At 31.9% G+C, this 5,697-nt stretch carries 5 protein-coding genes; all 5 read left to right on the forward strand.

All coding sequences use genetic code 11. The features are described 5' to 3' along the window. The first annotated feature begins 92 nt into the window (after positions 1–92). The 5 genes from K7G79_RS14510 to K7G79_RS14530 all read left to right on the forward strand — a co-directional run bounded on the left by K7G79_RS14510 (position 93) and on the right by K7G79_RS14530 (position 5,249). The gene (locus tag K7G79_RS14510) at positions 93–914 is read left to right on the forward strand and encodes a toxin-antitoxin system YwqK family antitoxin (protein WP_223552317.1); all 822 of its coding nucleotides are present in this window, start codon (positions 93–95) and stop codon (positions 912–914) included. Positions 915–1,065: 151 nt separating this feature from the next. Continuing rightward, positions 1,066–1,998, forward strand: coding sequence for an alpha/beta hydrolase (locus tag K7G79_RS14515; RefSeq protein WP_223552318.1), 933 nt, complete (start codon positions 1,066–1,068; stop codon positions 1,996–1,998). A gap of 156 nt (positions 1,999–2,154) precedes the next feature. Continuing rightward, positions 2,155–2,688 carry a hypothetical protein gene (locus tag K7G79_RS14520; RefSeq protein ID WP_223552319.1) on the forward strand — a complete coding sequence of 178 codons (534 nt, stop codon included), beginning with the start codon at positions 2,155–2,157 and terminating at the stop codon, positions 2,686–2,688. A gap of 165 nt (positions 2,689–2,853) precedes the next feature. Further along, positions 2,854–4,152: a TlpA disulfide reductase family protein gene (locus K7G79_RS14525; protein ID WP_223552320.1), complete on the forward strand. Its 1,299-nt coding sequence runs from the start codon at positions 2,854–2,856 to the stop codon at positions 4,150–4,152. Positions 4,153–4,316: 164 nt separating this feature from the next. Continuing rightward, a complete protein-coding gene (locus K7G79_RS14530; RefSeq protein ID WP_223552321.1) occupies positions 4,317–5,249 on the forward strand; it encodes a hypothetical protein in 933 nt (310 codons plus the stop codon). The last annotated feature ends 448 nt before the right edge of the window (positions 5,250–5,697 follow it).

Consider the following 5,697-nt stretch of genomic DNA (forward strand, 5'->3'; position numbering starts at 1 on the left):
ATCCACTCGGAATTGCTAACGTCAGCGCTTAACCGAAAATTAGTAACTTTAATCCCGTAACTGACGGTTATACGAGACCGTTGTGGTTAATTATGAAGAAACTAACATACATATTAATTTTACTACTACTTTTCAATTGTAAATCGGAAAAAAAAGAAATCTTTCAGGAATATAATGGACAGTTAGTTAAAGTGGAATTTGATGATTCTAAAACCGACTCTACTTTTTCTGGTTATGGTGGAGAACATTATCCGAATGGGAATTTAAAATCGTTATCGCTCTTTAAAAATGGAGAACCAATTGACACGCTTTTTTACTATTATGAAAATGGTATGATAAAAGAAAAAGGACTCGTAAAAAATGGTTTGCAAGATGGTTGGTGGACTTACTTCAGAGAAAACGGAACACTAAAAGAAAAAATTGAATGGAAACCAAAAGGAAATGACACCATTTACAAAAATCAAAGTTTAGTATTTGACAATAATGGAAAGCTGAAAATGGAACCAAGCACTTATTTTGAACTTGAAATTCCAGACACTATTGTTTTGGGTAAAAATATAGCATTTGTAAAAAACTATGTCAGTAATTTTAAAAATGTCGATGAGCGATTTTTATCTGTAATTATTGAAAATAAATATGCCGATAATACCATTAAAAAAGATACATTTAGTGATGGAACTTTGAAACCGTTTTTTGGGATTTTTGGACTCAAAACTGGAAAACAAATTGTAAAAGGACAAATTGAAGAGAAAATATTACAAAAAGAAAAAATTAATAAAGACTCGTCTTCTTTAACGATTATTGACCATTATAAATACTTTGAAAAAGAAGTGTTTGTTTCGGACAACGAAGAAATCTCTGAAAAAAGCAAGAAAATAATAAAGGACTATTTTAAATCTAAAGAAAATAACTAACCACAACAATGGCTATAAGTAATTGCTTGGTCTCACCTTCTTCTGAAAATCCTAGCGGATTTTCAGTTTGGTGTGTACTTGTAAAGTTAGGTGCTAACCCACGCAACTACTCATAGCCGAGACCGTTGTGCAACATTAAAAACAACATCTGATGAAAATTAGAAACAACATTTCAACCTTACTTTTCATAGCTTTTTTATTGTTGTTTACTCAATATGGTAATGCACAAATAGCGGATTCCATAAAATATGAAAATGGATTTCTTCACTATCACGAATATGGTTCAAAAAACTTACCACCAATTATTATTTTGACTGGTGGACCCGGAAATTCATATAATCAATTAGAAGGTCTTGCAGAAACAATAAGCCCGAAATATAGAAGTATTTTACTTGAACAAAGAGGGACTGGTAAATCAATTCCGATTCCCTTTGACTCAACAACTGTTACTATTAATACTGTTACCAAAGACATTAAAACATTAATGGATAGTCTAAAAATTAAAAAGTCAATTATACTTGGACATTCTTGGGGCGGAATGCTAGCTATGAATTTTGCGTCTGAATTCCCCAATAGTGTGAACCATCTAATTTTAGTTGCACCTGGACCACATAAAAATGCGGAAAATGGATTTAATGTACTATTTACGAATCGCACACATACAAGAAGCTTTAAAGAAGAAGAACGACTAAATCAACTGAATGAACTGATTGCTAAAAAAGAAGCAGACTCTTTAGAAATTATTGAATCAAAGAAATTATCCAGACGAGCTTATATTTTTGCAAACCCAATTCCAGATAGCTTATTTCAAAAAATCAGTTCAGATAATAACAGTAAAACAGCAAGTTTACTTTTACAAGACATATTTAAGAATTACGATGTTTCAAAATCATTAAATAATTATGAAGGACAAATTGATGTAATTTCTGGAAGACAAGATGTTGTCGGCTTCTTTTCGTATGAATTAAAACAAGACATACCAAAAGCCAACATTCATTGGATAAACGAATGTGGACATTTTCCAATGTATGAAAGACCATCTGAATTTTACAAAACTTTGTATGCGATTTTGAACGTGAAATGAAAAACGTTGCACAACACCGTGTATAGCTCATTGCGGCTGAATTCCTAATCGGAATTCATTGCAATTTGCTATCTTTCTGTTACGGCGGAAAATCATAGCTGATTTTCCGCAACGAGCCATACACAAGACCGTTGGTAGCAATTAAAACTAGATAAAATGAAAAAAATATTCACATTTTTTATAATTGCAATCATTACTATTTCCTGTGACCAGTCTGCGGAAAAGAAGACACAAGAAATAAATGAGGATGAACTAAAGAAAGAGGTTTGGGCAGTTATTGAAAAGCGATTTTATGCATGGAGGGATAATGACTTGGAATCCTATATGCAGACCCAGCACCCAGATTGGAAAAGATGGTCAACATCTTCAAATGAACTAATAGACAATGAATCTTATAAAATTTATTGGGAGGAGGCAAAAGGTAATGAAACCGTAATGAAAATGGAGCTCGTACTTGAAGAAATCAAGATTTCACCATTAGGAGATGCTGCAATTGTTCACTTTACTTCTAATGAAAAGTTTGAATGGATTGGTTCAGAAACTGATTCTGGATGGCAAACTGGTGATATTTATGATGACGCTATTTTGAGGTGGTCGGAGATGCTTGTTTATCAAGATGATAAATGGCTATGCGTAGGTGGTCACAGAGATTTAAGTTTCCCAGCAAAAAGACCTGAAAAAATCAATTAAAAACTGCTACCAACATTGTATAAAAATAATGCTTAAGTTTAATCCTAAATCTAAAGGTTAGTGCCCTTTTGGTCACTCTGATTTTCCTGCGGAAAATCCTCGGTCACAAAACCGCACTATTCTTATACGTAACCGTTGTGCCCAATAAAAACAAAAACCGATTAAATGAAAACTAACATATTCCTTCTTGGAGTTTTATTGATTATAATTTCTTGTGGTAAAAAAGAAAAAAAATCTTCTGAAATAATCGTAGACCTAAATGTTAATAAAATTGACAATCCCTTTTCTAAATCAATGTTACCGTTAATGTTTTTGGATTCAATAAAAGATGAATTTAAAGGGTTTGTAAACAAGGACAGTTGTTTTGTAATGTATTTAAATACTGTCAGTTCCAGAGATGTAAAAAACGCTATTAAAGAAGGTAAACTAAAAAAGCAAAACTCCGATTCAACCTTAACTAAAATTTATGCTCTGAGTGGTTTCAACAAAGGCAAACAATATTACATTATAGACAGTAATAGTAACAAAAATTTTAGTGATGATGAATTAGTGGAGTTTAGCAAAAGTATTACTCACAACGAAAATTACAGGGACTCATTCAACATCAAAAGGATAGAAGTAACAAAACTATCAGGAGATAATTTTCATAATCAGGAAACTTATTTACAATTTTTACCCGCTCCCGATTACTTTACTTACAAGAAAGAAACTGACGAAGAAAAATTCAAACATAGTTTACAATTGGCAGCATTAAAACATGACTTTTTGTATGGGACATTTAGAGCTAACAATAAAGAATATGGCGTGGGTGTTAATAAAGGCCTGTTTGGAGATGAAATCATTTTTAAAAATGCAAACACCAAATTTTATCCTCCAAATCATCAATTATTTGCAAAGTATAAACCAAGGGATACTGTAAAATTAGATAATAAATATTATAGAATAGACAGTTTGTCTTTTTATCCTCCAAAATTGATAATCGATGAAATTAACAATTTGGAGTTCATTTATGGATTCAGAACAAATGATATTTCAAAAAATTATGTAATCAATGACCTAAAGGGAGATACTATAACACTTAAAAATTTAGCAAAGGAAAAAGGTTTTCTGTTATTAGATTTTTGGGGCACTTGGTGCGCACCTTGCAAAGAACTCACCCCTGAATTAGTCAATTTACATCAAAAGTATAGCGACCATATTCAATTTGCGAGTTTGGCATTTGAATTGGACCCAAAACCCGTATTAGAATATACCAAAACCAATCAAATGAATTGGTACAATGGGATAATAAAAGGAAAACCGAAATCTGGAGATATGTCATCTCCAATTATTGGCGGTTTAAGAATTGAATGCTATCCCACTTTTATCATCATGGACTCCAACTTAAATATTCTATATCGGACTTGTGGTGGCGGAGATAATTATTTAGGGTTAATGGCTTTTTTGAAATCAAAATTTGAATAAAATTACTGGGCACAACAACGGCTATAGTTCATTGCTTCTGACTTTCATCTCGGCAAGTCCTCGCAAATTTGCTATCTTCGGTTTACGGCGGAAAATCCTCGCGGATTTTTACGCAACGAAATCATAGCCCAACCGTTGTAAAACATTAGAACGAAATCCTGCAAATGAAGAAAAATCCAAAAATATTTTCAATTTTAATCACTCTAATCGTATCTGCGATTTTAGGATATATAGAAATTGGAATTTTTAAAGAATATGGTTGGACTGTATTTCTTGTTATTCCATTTATAATTGGATTTCTTCCACCTTTTATTAATGGGAAATTGTCTGAAATAAGTAAAAAAGCGAGTTATAAATTAAGTTTTCTAACACTCGGAATTGTTTTAGTTGGACTTTTAATTTTCGCAATTGAAGGAATGATTTGTATTGCAATGTCTTTACCATTAATTGCTTTATTAGTTTGGCTTGGCTCTTATTTAGGATTTAAAGCAAACTCTGGAAAGTGGATAAATCCGACAAATACAACAATTGGACTTTTTATCATTTGCGTAAGTTCAATGAGTTTCGACTATGTAAATGAACCTGAAAACTTAATTCCTGTTAGAACGAAAGTTATTGTTAACTCAAATATTGAGAATGTTTGGAAAAACGTTGTGACTTTTGACAAAATAGACGAACCTACTGACTGGATATTTAAAACTGGAATTTCATATCCGACAGACGCAACAATTAAAGGAACTGGAATTGGAGCAATAAGATATTGTAATTTTACAACTGGAAGTTTTGTAGAGCCAATAACAACTTGGAACGAACCGAATTTATTACAATTTGACGTAAAAGAACAACCAATTCCTATGAATGAATTTAATCCATTTTGGGAAATTCATCCACCACATTTAGATGGCTATTTCAAGTCATATAAAGGTCAATTTAAACTGACCAAAATCGGAGAAAATAAAACGGAATTAGAAGGAACGACTTGGTACAAAGTAGATATTACACCAGAAATTTACTGGAAAACTTGGTCTGACTTTATAATTCACAGAATACATAAACGAGTATTGAATCATATAAAAATAGAAACTGAAAATAAATAACGTTTTACAACACCGTATAAAATTAATTGCTAGTTCAAGCTTACTTACGAAAATCCTCGCGGATTTTCTATTCGGTTTGTATTTGCTAAATCAGGTGCTTAAAACACGCAACTAATCTTATACAAACACGTTGTACCCAATTCGAAAAATGGATGGTAAAAACTGATGAATATATCGTAGGTAGATTAAAATGGAAAGCTAAACAACAAGATCTTCCATCAAAATACTCATCATATTACGACAATCTGACAAATGAAAAGAAGGAATATTATTCCAAGCATTTGAAAGATGAAAATATTGGAATCCCAACTTTGATCTTTACTCAACCGAATAATGATAAGTGGACAATTATCGCAATGGACTTCCTATATTAGACTGGACACAAAGATGAGAGAATATGCTTGCTAGTTATTAACTTAGCAAATATGAGAAGTAAACCCAAACATTA

This window comes from Aestuariivivens sp. NBU2969 (assembly GCF_019931125.1).
GTDB lineage: Bacteria > Bacteroidota > Bacteroidia > Flavobacteriales > Flavobacteriaceae > Aestuariivivens > Aestuariivivens marinum.